12 protein-coding genes are annotated in these 17,840 nt (G+C 26.9%); all 12 read right to left on the reverse strand.

What is annotated here, in order from left to right; translation table 11 throughout:
- Window positions 1-1,244: Npt1/Npt2 family nucleotide transporter (locus h2es_RS03725; RefSeq protein ID WP_154511917.1), on the reverse strand; the 1,244-nt coding region annotated here is incomplete at its 3' end.
- Window positions 1,245-1,320: 76 nt separating this feature from the next.
- Window positions 1,321-2,937, reverse strand: a complete 1,617-nt coding sequence (locus h2es_RS03730; protein WP_154511545.1) for a phosphoethanolamine transferase — start codon at window positions 2,935-2,937, stop codon at window positions 1,321-1,323.
- Between the two features lie 7 nt (window positions 2,938-2,944).
- Entirely contained in the window at window positions 2,945-5,155 is a 2,211-nt protein-coding gene (locus tag h2es_RS03735) for an FtsK/SpoIIIE family DNA translocase (protein WP_154511547.1), read from the reverse strand.
- Window positions 5,156-5,185: 30 nt separating this feature from the next.
- Window positions 5,186-5,953 (reverse strand): P-type conjugative transfer protein VirB9, encoded by a 768-nt coding sequence (gene virB9, locus h2es_RS03740; protein ID WP_230204256.1) that lies wholly within the window; start codon window positions 5,951-5,953, stop codon window positions 5,186-5,188.
- A gap of 17 nt (window positions 5,954-5,970) precedes the next feature.
- The gene (locus tag h2es_RS03745) at window positions 5,971-6,666 is read right to left on the reverse strand and encodes a VirB8/TrbF family protein (protein WP_154511549.1); all 696 of its coding nucleotides are present in this window, start codon (window positions 6,664-6,666) and stop codon (window positions 5,971-5,973) included.
- A gap of 5 nt (window positions 6,667-6,671) precedes the next feature.
- On the reverse strand, window positions 6,672-7,421 hold the full coding sequence (locus h2es_RS03750) for a prepilin peptidase (protein ID WP_154511551.1): 750 nt from the start codon (window positions 7,419-7,421) through the stop codon (window positions 6,672-6,674).
- A gap of 13 nt (window positions 7,422-7,434) precedes the next feature.
- Window positions 7,435-8,571, reverse strand: coding sequence for a D-alanine--D-alanine ligase family protein (locus h2es_RS03755; RefSeq protein WP_154511553.1), 1,137 nt, complete (start codon window positions 8,569-8,571; stop codon window positions 7,435-7,437).
- 23 nt (window positions 8,572-8,594) lie between these two features.
- Window positions 8,595-9,455: a protease modulator HflC gene (gene hflC, locus h2es_RS03760; protein ID WP_126044571.1), complete on the reverse strand. Its 861-nt coding sequence runs from the start codon at window positions 9,453-9,455 to the stop codon at window positions 8,595-8,597.
- Between the two features lie 12 nt (window positions 9,456-9,467).
- Window positions 9,468-10,565, reverse strand: a complete 1,098-nt coding sequence (gene hflK, locus h2es_RS03765; protein ID WP_154511555.1) for an FtsH protease activity modulator HflK — start codon at window positions 10,563-10,565, stop codon at window positions 9,468-9,470.
- 384 nt (window positions 10,566-10,949) lie between these two features.
- The gene (locus h2es_RS03770) at window positions 10,950-14,435 is read right to left on the reverse strand and encodes a type IV secretion system protein (RefSeq protein WP_154511557.1); all 3,486 of its coding nucleotides are present in this window, start codon (window positions 14,433-14,435) and stop codon (window positions 10,950-10,952) included.
- Window positions 14,436-17,351, reverse strand: a complete 2,916-nt coding sequence (locus tag h2es_RS03775) for a TrbL/VirB6 family protein (protein ID WP_195909970.1) — start codon at window positions 17,349-17,351, stop codon at window positions 14,436-14,438.
- 170 nt (window positions 17,352-17,521) lie between these two features.
- On the reverse strand, window positions 17,522-17,794 hold the full coding sequence (locus tag h2es_RS03780) for a hypothetical protein (RefSeq protein WP_154511561.1): 273 nt from the start codon (window positions 17,792-17,794) through the stop codon (window positions 17,522-17,524).
- Window positions 17,795-17,840: the final 46 nt, after the last annotated feature.

Here is a 17,840-nt window from a genome sequence, read left to right on the forward strand (position 1 = left end):
TCAGCTGCTGCCTTACCTTTCGATTTTAAAGACTCATCTAAAGGAATATATGCAATCTCTTTTGTTGCATCAAAAAAGGCATATTTAGTTGCCTTACCAAGTATATTTTGCATCAAACCTATAAAAACCGCAACTACAATAGGTGCCAAAGTCAAAAATGGAATTACTTCAACAATTTCCATCTGATATATAGAAAAAATAAAAAATGCTACACCAGTTATTAAAATTATAATAGGTGTCAATAAAGCTGCTGTTTTCCAAGAAATTTTACTTAATATATAGCTACCAAATAACATAGCAGACATACTTGCAAGGCCAGTATAAGTTTGCAAATTCGACATAAATCTAGCATAGTCTTGTTTATCTGTATATACAGCACCAGCTTGTGCTTTCCAAACTCCTTCAACTATGTTTATAGAAATTCCATAACACAAAATTAATAAAGCAATTAAACCTATGTATTTTGATGTAAATACATGTTTTAAGCTTTTAATAAATCCTTCTTTCTTTTTTTTCTTAATAGTTTCAGCATTAATTATATCCTTAGAAACAAGTACATTTGTTAAAATAAAATACAATACTGATAACGATATTCCAGCAAATAACACTGAATAATTTATATACTCTAGTGATTGTTGCCAACCACTTTTACAAATATTTTTATTAGAAAATAATCTTAACAATCCTCCTGATGTAATAAGCCCTAATTGTGCTACTAATCCAAACAGTGGATACAATCTTTTTGCTTCTGTAATTTTAAATACCTGATTTGCTGTTTGCCAAAACATAAGTGAAAGCATTACACTGCCCCATAATTCTGCAAGCACAAAATATAATGAATATGACCAATTTTCAATTATAGCTATAAAATAACTTAAATATGGGTAATTATTCTTAGTTCCATTAAAATCAAAATGAAAATAAGAAATATTAGGATTAATGACAAATGTAAAAATTAAAAAATATGTGATAAAAAATCCATTAAATAAATGAAAAATTGTAGTTTTATTTAGTTCATTAGATAATTTTGCATAAATTAGCATCATTAAAATAGCTATAGGCATTGTACCATATAGCTTAATTGCACTTATTAGCTCTGCACCCATTTCATTTATTACTATTGTATCCTTCACAGTTCTCTCAATGCTATATATAAAAAGTATCATTAACATCATAAGCGAAATAACAATAAATCTTGAAATTTCATCTTTTTTAATAGGTATTAAGTTAAGTAAGTATTTCATTTGCAATTAATAAATTTCATTGCGAATAATAATCATTTTATTATAAAAGTCCAGAAATTTCTTTTTTAAAAAAATTTTAGTTGCAATGATTAAAGATAAATTTTTGATTTTTAATGTTTGTATCTATCTTTAGTAAATCTAAAATTGAATGAAAAAGGTTATCATGAGATAAATGATTATTTGAAACACTTTCTAAACAATTTGTATCTAAATTAAATTCCTTTGTAAAATTTTTAGACAACCACATTAACATAGGAATATGTTTTTGATTTTTTGGTGCTATTAAATAAGGCATACCATGTAAATATATCCCTTTTTCACCTAAAGATTGGCCATGGTCAGAAACATAAAACATAGCTGTGTTAACTTCTGTCTTTTCTTTCAATATTTCAATAATTTCTGATAAAAAATAATCCGTGTACAATATGGTATTATCATAACTATTTTTTATTTCTTCTGAAGAACATTTTTGAAGTTCTATAGAATCACAAATTGGCTGAAATTGCTGAAATTTTTTCGGAGTTCTTTTATAGTATGCAGGCCCATGACTACCCATTTGATGCAACACAATAAACAAATCATCTTTTTTATTGTTATTTATAAAATCTTTTAAAATTTTTAACATCTCTTCATCAAAGATTTCATTATTGATGCTATTATTTACTTCAACAGATTGCATTTGAATAGTATTAATATTATCACATACAGATTTACATCCGCCACCATTATTCTCTACCCATAAAACCTTAAAACCTGATTTTTTTATCAAATCTACTAAATTATCATTATATTTAAAATCTTGTTTACTAAAATTAGCTTTATCAAGAGAAGAAAACATACATGGTACAGAAACTGCAGTACTTGTACCACATGAGTAAAAATTCTCAAAATTTATCACTCCTTGCTTCTTGAGATTTGGATTGGTTTCTTTACTATATCCATTAAGTGAAAAATGATCAGCCCTTGCAGCTTCACCAATAACAAAAACAAACACCGCTCTATTTTTATGATTTTTCCAAGATTTATTCTTATGCGCTTCACTTGAAATTTGTTTTTTATTCTCAGTTGGTAACATTAAAATAACGTTTTGGTATATACCATTTATAAAGTTATTTGGAATAATCCTAAATATAATGTCCTTATGATTTCTAAAAACTGAAACAAAAGTTTTATATTGAAAAAATATAATTGAAGTGAAAATTACTAATGCTAATAACCCATAAAGATAAAATTTAATATAATCAAAAATTTTATTTGGATATTTAATCTTTACCATAAAAATAGCTAGCAAAGGTAATATACCAAGAAATAAAACATTTAAAACCATATTATACGATACTAATTCCAAAGATTCTTTAAAATCAGTTTCAAAAACATTTTGAATCATATAACTATCTATTATCACTCCGTATTTGAGCATAAAATATTGTGCTAAAGCTGAGCAAATCAATATGAAAGATAAGAAAATTTTATGTATATATGGAAAAGTAAAAAGTGATATTCCAACATAGATAAAACAAATTAATGCGATAAAAAATGATAATAAAAAACTTATTGGAATAAGATTATCTGTAACAGCTAGCTTATAGAGAAATGACCATAAAGGTATATTTAAAAATAAAACAATAAATATGCTTACTAATAAATTAAATAGTTTTACTGATGATATGTTAAACGAGGTTATTTTTTTCACTTATTATTTACTGATTTCTTAAAATTTCTCTTTTACCTTGTGAATTTGGAGGGCTTATTATACCTTCTTTTTCCATTTGTTCAATTAACGAAGCTGCTTTGTTATATCCTATTCTTAATTTTCTTTGAATATAACTTGTAGTTGGCCTTTTTTCTTCTAAAACTATTTTTACAGCTTGTTGATACAAATCATTATTCTCTCCTATATCAAAACTTGAATTTATATCTCCATTATTATCATCATTAGAAATATTAAGAGAATTAAAATCTACATCATAATCAGTTAATTTGTTTTTTTTAAGATATTTCACAATATTTTCAACTTCAACATCAGTGACAAAAGGACCATGCACCCTAGTTATATTGCCACCTGGCATCATATATAGCATGTCACCCATACCTAATAACTGCTCTGCTCCTTGCTCTCCTAAAATTGTCCTACTATCAATCTTTGACGTTACATGAAAACTTATTCTTGTAGGAAAATTAGCTTTTATTACACCAGTAATAACATCTACTGATGGCCTTTGTGTCGCCATAATTAAATGTATACCAGAAGCTCTAGCCATCTGAGCAATTCTTTGAATATGACCTTCAATTTCTTTTCCAGAAACTAACATTAGATCTGCCATTTCATCAACTATCACAACTATATATGGCAATTCTTCATTTCCTAAATCTACCTCTTCAAATATTGGCTCACCAGTTTGACTATCAAAACCAGTTTGAATAACCTTTTTGAGTGTCGTACCTTTTTTAGCTGCATCTAATAACAATTCATTGAATCCTATAATGTTTCTCACTCCAAGAGAAGCCATTGCTCTATATCTTCTCTCCATTTCTTGTACTACCCACTTTAAAGCACCAACTGCTTTTTTGGCTTCAGTAACAACTGGTGATAATAAATGTGGAATCCCATTATAAACTGACAATTCTAGCATCTTAGGATCTATCATAACAAATCTACATCTTTTTATTGTACAAGAATACAACAGAGATAAAATCATAGTATTAATAGCTACTGATTTTCCAGAACCAGTAGTACCTGCTACCAATAAATGTGGCATTTTTGCTAAATCTGTAATAATTGGTGATCCACTAATAGATTTACCTAAAATTAGAGGTAATTTATGCTTATTAATTTTATATTCATTACTTTCTACCAATTCTCTTAAATATATTATTTCTCTTTTATCATTAGGTATTTCTATTCCTAAAGCATTTTTGCCAGGAATAACTGATATTCTTGTTGAAACCGCACTCATTGATCTAGAAATATCATCAGATAACCCAATAACTCTAGATGCCTTGGTACCAGCTGCAGGCTCCAATTCAAATAAAGTTACAACTGGACCAACACTGTAATTTATAACTTCACCTTTGACACTATAATCTTTTAATGTTTTCTTTAATTTATCCAGCTCTCCTTTAATCTTATCTTTATTAAATTTAAAATTAGAAGATTCTGTAAATTTATTTAAAATATCAATAGGCGGCAAATTAAGTTGATTTGAAAATTTATCTACATCTACAACCTGATGTTTTAAACTTTCTGTTTTTAATTTAATATCCTTGATTTCATTTTTTTGAAAATCATTTTCATTTTGATCTTCTATTTTAAATTTAGCTCTTTGACTAGAAAGCTTTCCTATAATAAACCTTATAGATTTAAAAAATATTTTTATACCTAATATCAAATATTTAAATATTGACCTCCACTCATGAAATTTTAAACCTAAACTTAAAATTAAATTTACAATAAATATCAATAAAATTGAAATTAATAATACTTGTTTTTCAAAATACATTAAAAATATCTGTTTAAAATAATCTCCTAATACACCTCCCCAACCTATATTGTTAATTACATTAAATTTTATAATTAATGATAAAATTGTGGAAAATAATATTGTTCCTATTAACATCAATATAAATCTTAAAATAAAATTTTTAATAGGTAATTTACACAATATTTTTATAGATAAGATTAGAAAAAAAATTATTGGGAAAACAAAAGATATACCAAAAATTTGGATTAAAAAACTAGATACATCAGCACCGTATATACCAAAAAAATTACCTATATTAGCATTATTTTTGGCATTTAATATTGAGGGATCATTAATATTAAAAGTTATAACAGAAATTAAAATGAAAATTATTAGAAAAATTATAATAATAGCCAAAAAATTTTTTAAGCCTTTAGCAATATATTGCATATTGTACAACAAAAATAGATATTTATAAAATTACTTTTTTTGAGTTATTTTATTATTCAATAATGGTTTTTCATTAAAAACACAAATAACATCATTTCCATGCCTTAAAGTATATCTTTTAGATACTCTTTCAACAACTACATAGCCCTTCTCAACCCTATAATTAATTAAAGCTTCACTACCTTTATTATCAACCAAAAATATAGCTGGTAACTCAGCATTAATTTCTCTAAATTTAAAGTAAGTAAAACTACCATCATCAAAAATTTGTATAGGCTCTATATTTGCAGCGTTACCGCTAATCTTATATTGAAAATTATATAGCTCCGGCTGAGCTAAATTTGGGCCAGAATTAGAACTCACTTGTTTAACTGAAGAATAATTAGTTTCACTAGGATATACAAATTTTACTATAAAAGCTAAATCAGGATCATTAATACTATCTGCATGCTTAGCATGCATTTCAAAAAAATACATTCTCTTGTTGGTAATAACAGTCATATTTGTAGTAGCATCTTCTTCCACTGGCTTTAAAAAAATTCTATTGCCGGCTGGTACAATTTGCCATGGAGTTTTAGTTCCCATAGTTATAGTTTGTATCTCTTCATCTAAAGAAAATTCAATAATTGTTTGATAATAATAATGTCCAATATACCTAAAAACTGAATTAGGAATATAATTTATAATCTTTATCCTTTCCTCTCCTCCAATAGCTCTTGGCATCACTGTTGCATTAATATCAATTATGTAACTAGTTAACATAATGATCATTAAAAATTTAAAATATATCTTTTTCATATTAAATATAACAATTATCAATCTTTGTAATCGGTTATTAAAAAATTTAAGTCCTGTTTCGAATCAATAAATTTTTTATTTATTTCAGACATAAAAAAAGTAATTTCTGCAATTTTGTTTTCAATATTTTCTTTTTTATCAATTAATGAACGAACCTTATAGTATACTTGAGCATAAGAAGGAACTATTACATCTTTTGAAAACACTACTTTGTCAATTGTAATGATTCTACTATTTTTATACCTATATTTCAACAATGGACTGTCAGGATTATCATCAATGTTAATAAATTTAAAATATTTTTGAAATACTTTAAGCGACGATACATTATTAACATAGTTTAGTTTTTCATTTAATTTTTCTGGAATCAGTGAATTTTCATCAAATTCTTCTCTCATTTTAAGATAATTAATTATTAAGTATTTTGCTACAGATAAATTTATATTTTCGTTTTTATTTCCTATGGACTGTATTTTTGGAAAATATTTAACCTCATTATTAAAATATATTGGAAATGGATATCTATGTGATTCTTTAGTTACATTTGCAGTATTAATAATTAACATTGCAGCAATAAAAAATATAACCACAACAATAAGCAGCAACCTTAATGTAGCATTTATATTAACATATTTATACAAAAACCATTTTAATGATCTTTGATAAAAATCATTATCTAATAATAAGCTTTTATTATTAATATCTTCGCTCAAATTAACTACAACCTCATTAAATGATTTATTAATATAGTTAAAAATATTAAAACATAGCTAGCAAAGTAAAAATGCCTTACTAACATTACTTTAAGATTAACATACAAAAAATAACTTGCAACTAATAGCATGGTATAAGGTATTATAAACAATAAATCAAACCAGAAAAAAGCTACCAATATAATTTTAATTAATTCTAAATCTAAATTTTTAAAATTATACTTATAAGAAAAATTTATATATAAAGAATATAGTATTGAACTAATAGCAACCTTAAAAACCCAATCATAAATTGTCAAATTAAGAAGTGTATCATATATAATTGACAAAAATATACTGAAGAATATAAATTTCAAGCTCACATTTATATTGTTATATAAGCTTAAAGACATTATTAATGATACTATCCCAAATAGTAAAAAAATTATATACCAATCTAAAAAATAAAAATAATAGTAACAAATCAATGATAATAAAAGTGAGAAAATTTCTATAATTAAATAACAAATATCAATCTTGTTGCCACAATAATTACATCTACCTTTACAACTAATAAAACCTATAATTGGCAAATACTCTTTTAACTTTAAGTAATGATTACATTTAGAGCATTGTGGAGGCACTGAATTAATATGTTTAAGACCAAATAAAGAAATATTTCTTGGAATTCTAAAGTAAAAAGAAGTTGCAAAATTACCTATTATTATACCAAAATACGCAGCTACAATATAATTAATAACATTTACAGCATCCATTTTATTTTACTATTTACTTAACATAATTTAATATATCAATAGAATTATGATTCTTTATATTATTATGCTTATGCTTTTTAAAAGATAAAGCAATTAATTTATCTAATAATTCACTATATATTATACCATAATCATCTAAAAGCTTGGGATATAAACTAATTTCAGTAAATCCAGGAATGGTATTAATTTCATTAAAAAATAACTTATTAGTGTTATTTTCCAGAAAAAAATCTACTCTTGCAAGACAATTACATTCTAATATTTTAAATATATTTTTTGCTTGATATCTAATAGAATTTGATAAATTATCATCTATTAATGCAGGAATTTCAAATTTAGCACCATCTTTCATTATATACTTAGCTTCATAAGTATAAAATTCATCATTTGGTATAATTATTCCCGGCATACTTACTAAAGGTTGTTCATAATCTTCGATATTTTCAAGTACAGATATCTCTATTTCTTTTGCATCAATTCCTTGTTCAATTAAAATTTTATTATCATACCTAAATGCATTAGCAATACTTTTTTTCAAGCCATCTAAGTTTGTAACTTTTTGAATTCCAATACTTGAACCACAATTCGAAGGTTTTACAAAAATTGGAAAAAAAAAGTTCTTTTTAATACTCTCTATTAAATCATTCTTTTTTTCTTTATCGTTATATTGATATTCTTTAATGCTTATATATGGAACAACTTGAATCCCTTTTTCTTTTAGTAATATCTTGGTAAATTCCTTATCCATAGTAATGGATGAACTCACAACATTTGAACTAACATAAGGTAAATTTAATAGCTCAAAAAAACCTTGCATAATCCCATCCTCACCGGTTTTGCCATGAATTATTGGTAAAATCACATCTACTAACTGCTTTAATTTGTTAGAATCAATAAAATATGATGTTTTATTGTTATCCTGAAGCTGATTTTTAATTTCACTTATATATTTCTGTAAATACAAAATTAAATCATTTGACCCTGCTAATAAATCTATAACATTCCAATTACCTTTTATATCAACATATATAGGAATAGGATGATACTTGTTTAATTTAAGATTTTTAATTATAGAAATAGCAGATTTAATTGAAACTTCATGTTCAGCAGATACCCCTCCAAATACTATTCCTACATTAATTTTTTTCACTCAAATATAATTTTAAAATTTATTTAATTATTCAAATATTTTAAAAACTTATTATCTGATGACATTACTAATGAAGAATTTTTATCCAAAGAATTTTTATATACTTCTAAAGATTTATAAAATTCATAAAAGTCTCTATCTTTACCATAAGCTTTTGCATATAGACTAATTGCTTCAGCATCTCCCTGCCCCTTAATTATTTCCGCACTTTTATTTGCTTCAGCAATAATTATTGTTTTTTCCCTATCAGATTTTGCTTTTATAATATCACTTTCTTGATGCCCTATTGCTCTAATTTCCTTTGCTTCTTTCTGTCTATCAGTAATCATTCTTTCATATACAGCTTTTCTAGCTTTATCAGGAAGATTAACTCTAATAAGTCTAACATCAATTGCATCAACGCCAAAATTATTAATGTTTTTATTTACTATATCTATAATACCTTCTCTAATCTTATTTCTTTTTGAACCTAAAATTTCAATAAACTTAACCCTACCAATAACTTCTCTTATACCAGACTCAATTATAGACTCCAATCTCATTCTAAATTTACTATCATCATACATTGTTTCGTAAAATTGCTTTGGATTAGTAATTTTATACTTTGCAAATGCATCTACTTTCATAGTTTTTTGATCAAAAGCAACAACTTCACTATTTTCACTCATTTTAAAAGTTAGAGTTTGTATTCTTTTATCAAAAAATCTAACTTCCTGTATCAATGGTAACTTAAATTTTAAACCAGGCTCTAGTTGCTCTCCAATTACTTCACCAAATTGTATTATAATTGCAGTTTTTCTTTGATCTAGTATATATAATGAATTGGCTAAAAGAAAAACTACTATTAAAAGAATAATTAATAAACTACCTTTAATCTTTTTCATTGAACCTCTTTCTTATTTAGTATTGTTATTAAATTTATCTAACGGCAAAAATGGAAGAATTTTATTTGACACTTCTTTATCAATAATAACTTTATTTGTATCTTTATAAATTTTTTCCATCGTATCCAAATACATTCTTTTTTTTGTTATGTTTTTATCTATTGAGTAAGCTTTAAAAATCTCATTAAATTTATTAGCATCACCATAAGCTTTTGATATTACAGATCCTTTATAAGCAATAGCTTGTTCCACTACAGTTGCAGCCTCAGCTTTTGCCTTAGGTATAATCTCATTTCTATAAGCCTGTGCTTGATTTATATATCTTTCTCTATCAGCTTTTGCAGATTGAACATCACGATATGAATCTCTCACCTCTGGCCCAACATAACTATATAAAATTCCCACACTAATTATCTCAATTCCTGATTGATAAGAATCCATAATTTTTTGTAAATCATTTTTTACATCCCTTTCAATTAATAACCTTTTTTCTGATAAGGCTTCAGATAACGTTACCTCACTTATAACTTGCCTCATTACACTTTCTGCAGCACTTCTTACAATATTATCTGTTTTACTATCTTTTATATTAAATAAATAATTTTTTGCATTACCTATCTTCCACTGTATATAAAAATGCATATCAATAATATTTTCATCACCTGTTAACATCTGACTTTCTTTAGGATAGCTTAAATCATTTTCATTTTGTTGATTATCAGCATTGCTTAAATAAGCGTTTTTAGAAAACCCAATAGGACTAGTTATCTTACCTATTATATCTTTTTTAATTCTAGTAACACTAATTTTTTCAACTAATTCTATAGGATCAGGTAGCTTATAATTTAATCCAGGCTTAACTTCTCTATTATACTTTCCGAATCTAATTATTATTCCTTCTTCATCTGTATCAACAGTAAAAAATCCAGTAGATAACCACAATATAAGCAGACCAATTAATGTAATATATATAAAACGAAAGCCATGACTTTTATTCATATTATTATTAAATTTAGTAAAATTTTTCTTTTTTTTAAAAGGACCTTCATTTATATTCTTATCTTGGGAATTTTTTGAATTTGAATTATTATCCCATGGATTATCAATCATAATTTTAGATGTTTTTATGAAAATTACTTTACCTTGAATTTATAATAAACATTTGCAACTCTTGCAAGCAATTATATAAAATAACATCATTTTCTTGGAAAATAGCTTTAATTCTAAACATTATTAAGTAAATAATTAGGATTTAATTTATTATTTATATATTTAACAAAATCAAAAAATAAACAATCATGTCAATGATATTGGAATAGTTTACTAATTGTTATTAGAAATAGAGTTGTAATTATTTAGCCAATATACTTTCAACACTAAATATTTTAAAATTAACTATAACTTAAAAACCCAAATTCACATTTGTTAAAACACTCCAAAAATTTCATTTATCTATTTATGATATTAGCTTTATTATATATTACGATACTTTCTTTACTTTATCCTCCTACTTTCCTCAAATATCTCTTCTTCTAATTTTTTCATTTGATCCATTTTTTGCTGATATCTTTCAGTTTCCTCTTGTATCTTTGCTATTTTTTCCATTGCTGTTTCTTCATGATGAATCTCTTGACCAGATATAGATTGAGGCTCAAGCTGTAATTCATCTGAATCCCACCTTCCTTCGATGGAGCTTTGAGGAAGATTTTCATATTCTGATTTTTGTTGCTCATATGCATATTGAGTATTAGCAAGTTCATCTTGATCCCTTGCCATATCTTGAGAATATTGATCATATTTTTGAGCCTGATATTCATACTCTTGGTTATAAGTTTCTCTTCCTTGATCCAATTCTGTCTGCAATTGCTCAATCTGGACTTGTTGCTCTGCATAACTTTTTTCTAATGCATCATTTAACCTTAATCTCTCTCCTTCATCTTGATCACCAAGTGGTTCATCTTTTTTATTTTGTATTTCCTGAGCAAGTTGTTCAGATAATTCTCTTTGTTGTTCTAATTGCTTATTCAATTCATCCAGCTGCCTTAATTGTTCTTCTAATTGAACTTGAGAAGTAGAGAGCTCTTGCTGTCTGCTTTGGAATGAATCAACTGCTTGATTCATTCCTTCATATGTACGATTTAAATTTTCCTCTATTTCATATTTACTCATTCCTCCATCTAAAACTCTTTGTTGCTCTTCATATAATTCATATTGCTCCTGAACTAAACGTCTATCTTCTTCAAATGCACTTACACTTTTTTGATAATCTTCAACATTTTGTTGATGTGTCTCAAGCTGTTTAGCATAATTTTCTCTTTCTTGCTCTAATGATAATCTATCTTGTTCTATTTGTTGTTGTTTTTCAGCTAAAACTCTTTCTTGATCACCATACTTTTCTTGAAGCAATTCCTGATATCTCTCTTCAATATTACTTACATTAAGTGGATCACGTTGATCTTTCAAAGCCATTAATTCATCATCTTGCCTTTGAATATCATCCAGATTACGTCTTGCTTGATCGAATTCAACTTCTCCCTGACTTAATTTATTTTGACTCTTTTCTATCTCACCTAATTTACCCTCAAGCAATTGTTTTGAATCTAGAACAGCACCTTTTTCTGTTATTAATTGTTCATGTCTTGCATCTAAATTTTCAACACTCTTATCTAATATACTTTTATCTTCATCAAGCATCTTTTTCATTAAATCTCTATTCTTAGCATCTATTTTTCTACTTTTCCTATCTTTCATAGCTTGCTTTAATTTACCAAATTCTTCAACAAATAATTCCCCTGTTTCTTTAAGTTTTTTTAATTGCCTAGTTACTTTATATTCTTCTTTTTTAACATCATAAACTCCTAATTCACCTTGAGGATCACCCGTAAACCTATCCCATAAACCTTTGTGCTCTCTACCATCTTCTCCTTTATGAGTAGTTATACTATATTTATCATCAAAATTCTTAGCTAAACCCTGCAATCCTTTAACTGAACCTATTACAGAATCTTTTTTTGTGCCAAATGCCTTATTAGAAGCTCTATCAACATAGTATAATAATCCCATTCGTTGTTTTATAGGTGATAATATATTTTTATTAAAAGCTTGAATATATCTATTGTTTTTAACAAAAGCATCCATAGATTTCATTATACCTGGAGCGTCATTAGAACCCATATAAACTCCACTTAATGGTTTTTTTGCAACACCACCTAAAGCATCAACAAGTTGAGGAACATAATCAATATAAACTCTGAATAAAACACAAGAAATTAGAACATAAAAAAAGTTTTTTGGAGTAACTGCTTTTGTAAATTCATCCCAACTACTTGCTTTCCAAAATTTAAAATCTATAATTGTAATTCCTAGCGGCTTCCAACTAAATATTGTGTCCCAACAAACAGTATAATAAAGCATATCTTGCAACTGTGTAATAATTAAGCTAAGCATTAAAGCAACTGTGGCTGTTATAACTATAAGCATTACACAAGAACCTATAAATTGCTCAAGCCAATTGTCAAAAAAGTGCATAGTTTGTTTAAATAAAATTGTGACTATAAATATAGGTAGAATTATTGTTAACAGTGCTAGCAAGAAAAAACTCATAATATATTGTACCAATGATCTCCACATACCTATAAACATTAAAATGACACAAATATATATCCCTATTATTAAATAAAACCTACTAGTAAATAAAATACCCCAGATTTTATTATTAAATGCTTTTGATGTAACCATTTCAATAACACCATCATAAGCTGAAAAAACTGTATTTAATTCAGGAAAAGGTAATAAAGGTCGATTATTTATAGGATCAAACATTGAACTCTTCATTATAACAGTAGAGATATTAATAGTAGAGTCTACTATACCTTGAAATAAATCGGGTATAACATTCAATGTAGAATCTGAAATTACTGTAGATATGACACCAATTTTAAATAACCTAACAACCAACTCAGTTTGATTAATCTCAATTAAACCAAGCATAAAAAATACTACAGAAAATATAACAAATAAAACAAGCAATATTCTGGCTATAGTTCTAAATCCTGAGTCTTTAACAATATTATCATAAATAATTTTCTGAACTTTTGAAAAAGTATCTTTAAAAAAATCGATTAATTTTTCAATAAAACCTTTCTTTTTTATAAATGCACCATTATCTACCCTAATCTTATATGCACCAACATTATCTCTATAATATGAATCTTCAATTTTAAAATACAAAGTACCTCCAGCAGGTATTGGCTCCTTTGTGAATGTTTGGCTATCAGTATTCCACTTTTCTACATTCTTAACAACATATGTTTTGATAGTCACGTTCTTAGAATCATCACCTGAAGTAACGCTTGGTTTATACTGAGAAACTTTTAGTGGACCTACCCTAAAAGTTCTAAAATTAATATCATCTAAAACTTGGTAATCATTAGGATTTTTATTATTTAAAGCAATAAGACCATAAATACCATATCCATCTTTTATACAACATGGTATATTTGCTTGTTTATTACCTACATTAATTTGTTCACCATCTGGATAACAATCTTGTCCTATTCCTCCTTTACATGTATCAAATTTACACATTTTATTATTTATTTCTAAATCTCCCCAAGGCTTCCACGCACCTTCAACTGTAATAGCAATATTATTAGCATTACTATCTAAACTACTATTTCCTTTTGTATAAAAAGTTGGATCAAATTTTTTCCACTTACATTGACCACAATCTTCTTTTTTTGAATCATTACAATCACAATTTCCAGGAATGGCATCATTGTCACTACATGGGCATTTAGAACGTATAATAATTGACGAAGACGTAAATCCATAATCATATGCCATATAACAACTTCCTTGATAATTATCAACTATTGCAGGACATATATCATCACTATATGAATATAAAACAAAAAAGCTTTTAATGAAAAGTAATATAAATAAAAATCTAAAATATCTTTTTATTTTTCTTGTTTCCATTTACTTCCTCTTAACTTTTTCTGATTTACTTTTTGAAGAATCTTTTGATTTTCCTGAAGAATTTTTTGATTTCCCATCTTTTTTATTTTTATTATCCTTTGTTGAATAATCACCTGTGCCTAGTACTGTATTAGCAGCTTTAGACATCATACCTGTTGCATAAGATTGAGTTTTTATAGCTACAGCTTCTAGATCAAAACCATAAAAACTATTTGTAGCAATTTTATTTGCATAACTTGAAGCAAGCCTTACCATTCCATCCATAGCTTGTACAACTACAAAAACTGCAAAAACTGGCACTATCATATTAATAGGAGAAGACATAGAAGCTTCAAGTGGAAAATGAGCTCCATATAATGCAACCCACCAAGCATCTTTCCACGGCAAACATATTTGAGTTCCAAATATATCAAATGATAAGATACATGTAGGACAAGCAGTAAAAAACAAAGATGCGTGTAAGGTCATAATAAATAATTTATGAAGTATTGCAAGTGCTGCAAAAGCAAAAACTGGCTGAAACACCATGGATATCATATTATTTATCCATGATCTAAACAACTTTGATGTCTTTTCAAATAACATAAAAGAAATAAAAATTGGAGCTAGGATAAATAATATACATAAAGTTATCATAGAATATAAATACGTTACTATAATTCTTAATGCACAAATTAAATAGCTAACTATTGCAATAATAATCAAAAACGCAATCAAAACTCCAATTAAACTTGTACAAAATAAAGCCCAAAGCTTTGTCCAAATAATATGATTAAATAACTGATGAAAAATTTCATCAAACATACCAAAAACACTTTTAACTAATTCTGAATGAGAAGCAGTATTTACATTAATTGATTGCACAGAAGTAATAGGTTGAATGATATCATAAACTAATTCCATACTTCCATTTAACAATGCACTAAATAAATATGTATTAAAAAATACCCAACTATTAGGAGATATTATCATTACTACAAAAGCAATTTTTAATACTCTATTCATTGCTTCTTTTTGAGTAATTTTTGCAAACCCTATCATAAAACTAATTCCTGTATATACTAAATACAGTACTAATAACGCTCTAATTCCATTAATTATAATTGGATCTTGAGTTAGTTTATTAAATATATCCTGAACTTTTCCTGAATTTGACTGATTACCATCTTCACCAATAAAAAACTTAGTAACAGTATTTACTACATCCGATATAACGCCTGAAACACTATCACTTGTAGTATCTTTTTTATTTACAATTACTCCATAAGATCCTAAAGTATTTTCCCTGCCTTTAGTTATAACGCTAGGGTTAATTCTGAAAAATATCCTACCATCTCCTTCTATTTTAACTTCTTTACCACTCTTGTCACCATAAATGTACTCATACGCATCCATCCATTTAACACTTGGTTTCCATGGCTCATACTTTGAGTCACCCGTAACAGGAACCACAGCATACTGCAATCCTTCACCATTTTTATGTGGACATCCTTTCCAATTTATTTCCACTTCATAACCACCAAAATTTTTTGAGAAGCTTCGTTTAACGGGTTTACTTGTACTACTACGTGGTGTTACATCACGTTTATTATTCCTTGAAAATTTAGTTTGTATATCCATTTTAAAAGGTATCCCATCATGAAAAATATTACATGTTGTTGAATAATCACACTTCGTCTCTGATTCGTGCTTTACACATCCAAAAGCAGTGTGCCATTCACAATCGTGCCCGCAATTATTTTCTGTTTCTTTGCAATCAATAGTTTCCGTATAATCATCTTTATATTTAATTTGTAATTTTTCATCATCCGGTTCATAGTTATTTAAGTACCCAGAAAATTCAAATTTGTCTAAAGGCATATTACTAACTGAAAATCCATTGATATCCACATTCTTCTTAACATAATTGCTTCTAGTAGACCTTAAAGAACACATTTTACTTTTATCTTGTATATTATCATAACTTAACCCACCGCAACTGCCATTTTTACATTCTATTGTCTTATTATCTTTAGTTATACAATAAGACTTCTGTTGATCAGCATTGTAATAACAAGTTGACATCTGATCTCCAGGAAAATAATTTTGGCTACCAGAACATTTTCCATTAAAAGATAAACCTAAATCTGCTCTCTGTGGATCATAATAAAATTTTAAATCAGAATATAATAACTCCGAAATATATGGAAATTTATTACCAATATTTTGATCATCATAATAACCAAATACTTTACCTCCATATGCAAATCTTAAGTAATCCCCATTTTTCAAAGGAATATCAGTATGGTAAAATGCAGTGTTTCTCACATTCCAAACTTTATTTGCATTTTTATTATTAAAATTTACACTTTTATCATTAGGATCTACATACCAATACTTTGGTGTAATTTTTTCTGTTTGAAAGCCACATAAAAATAATGTGTTACCATATTGGGTACCTGAATCACCTAAACTAAAAGTTACTTTATCACCATTTTTAACATCATAACTTATTGGAAAATATCCATAATTTACTGTCTCGTCATTATCGTCATTACTACCATCTTTATCACTTTTTGAAACAACACATGCTGTATTTGTAGTTATAGTTTTGTCTGCCCATTTCCAACCAAAAATACTAGATTGACTATCATCTGCAACTCTATAATCACTTGAAAACGTTTTACCTTGCCTACAGTTGACCATGCAATCTTCAATAATATCTTGATTTAATTGCGCTCCAGTCAAACTATTAATAACATTATTCTTAGCTAATTGATAACAATCAGAACCATCTCTGTTTTCACAATTTGTAGTATCAAATTCACTTGGTTGAGAAAACTCTCTACATTGATTTTCACATATCTTATGACATTTATCACCAAGAGGTCTTACATATATATAACTTTTTTCAGCATCACCAAATTCCCAAGGCATATAACAACCTTCAAAATTAATCTGTGCGCTTACATATTGAGAAAAAAATGAAGTAAAAAAAATTATATTTAGTAAAATAATTTTAATTTTAAATGTATTCTTCACATTCTTCATTAATTATCCTCTAAAAATTCTGAAACATGATTTATAAAAATCAATTGGAGGTAGTATCATTTGCTACCTCCTTTTTTAGCTCCACTAGCTCCTCCACTATCTCCTCCTGCTGCACTCTTAATAGCTTTTAACGGAGCTTTAGCTGCAGTTCCAAATGCCTTTTTAAAGGCACCAGATAAATCGCCTTTTGCAAGACCTGCAACAGATTCAACTCCAGTTAGATATGCAAAAAATGTGGATATAGAATTCATCAACATAAAAAATAAAAATGCCATCAATGCCAACTTAAGCATAGTATAAAATAATGCATCTACAACAGAAGAACTCATTATAGTATATGAACCTAATATCCATAAATCTAGAGTTTCATATAAC

Origin of the sequence: Rickettsiales endosymbiont of Trichoplax sp. H2, assembly GCF_009690945.1 — a bacterium.
Classification (GTDB): Bacteria; Pseudomonadota; Alphaproteobacteria; order Rickettsiales; family Midichloriaceae; genus Aquirickettsia; species Aquirickettsia rohweri.

Bases quoted from the DNA above. Each gene is read 5' to 3' on its own strand.
- h2es_RS03735 (WP_154511547.1), bottom strand. From the start codon at position 5,155: ATGCAATATATTGCTAAAGGCTTAAAAAATTTTTTGGCTATTATTATA.
- virB9 (WP_230204256.1), bottom strand. From the start codon at position 5,953: ATGAAAAAGATATATTTTAAATTTTTAATGATCATTATGTTAACTAGT.
- h2es_RS03750 (WP_154511551.1), bottom strand. From the start codon at position 7,421: ATGGATGCTGTAAATGTTATTAATTATATTGTAGCTGCGTATTTTGGT.
- hflC (WP_126044571.1), bottom strand. From the start codon at position 9,455: ATGAAAAAGATTAAAGGTAGTTTATTAATTATTCTTTTAATAGTAGTT.
- hflK (WP_154511555.1), bottom strand. From the start codon at position 10,565: ATGATTGATAATCCATGGGATAATAATTCAAATTCAAAAAATTCCCAA.
- h2es_RS03770 (WP_154511557.1), bottom strand. From the start codon at position 14,435: ATGGAAACAAGAAAAATAAAAAGATATTTTAGATTTTTATTTATATTA.
- h2es_RS03775 (WP_195909970.1), bottom strand. From the start codon at position 17,351: ATGCCTTGGGAATTTGGTGATGCTGAAAAAAGTTATATATATGTAAGA.
- h2es_RS03780 (WP_154511561.1), bottom strand. From the start codon at position 17,794: ATGAGTTCTTCTGTTGTAGATGCATTATTTTATACTATGCTTAAGTTG.